At 39.5% G+C, this 506-nt stretch carries 1 protein-coding gene; it reads right to left on the minus strand.

Translation table 11 applies throughout. The features are described from left to right. Window positions 1–39: 39 nt before the first annotated feature. Window positions 40–396 carry a hypothetical protein gene (locus R8N47_RS28615; protein WP_005454342.1) on the minus strand — a complete coding sequence of 119 codons (357 nt, stop codon included), beginning with the start codon at window positions 394–396 and terminating at the stop codon, window positions 40–42. Between the last annotated feature and the right edge of the window lie 110 nt (window positions 397–506).

Genomic DNA, 506 nt, shown 5'->3' on the forward strand with positions numbered 1-506 from the left:
CGCTGGCGTTTTCATATTTGTCGATATCAAAGCGCTAAATTAAGCTGCTTTAAATCGCTCTGGAATTTGCGTGATGCTTTCACGATAGCTGAACCACAAGTACGTAACAGCAAGTGAAAAGAAAAGATAGGACAACGCAAACACGATTGGTGAAGTAATCAATTGCGCAGACATACCCCACATAACACCTACAACCGTAATAGTCAGTTTAGATAACATGCCGCAAATCAATAAAAACAGCGCTAACTGCGGAAAACGCGAGCTACGGAATGCAAAGAAATAACAGCTACCCACTGCCAGAGAAGCAATAGATAAACCTAACATAAATGAATGGATGTGATCTGCAGATGCTACACCAGCAGAAACAGAAGCCATGAGTAATAGGAACAGTTTCATAAGTCACCTCACAACAAGTCTAAAAAAGCATCCCTTCATAAATGAAAACTCATTTTGCGCTCCATTTTGCTTATCTAGATCGCAATATCAAGCACATTTTTTATTCACTT

The sequence above is a fragment of the Vibrio sp. 2132-1 genome (assembly GCF_033344315.1).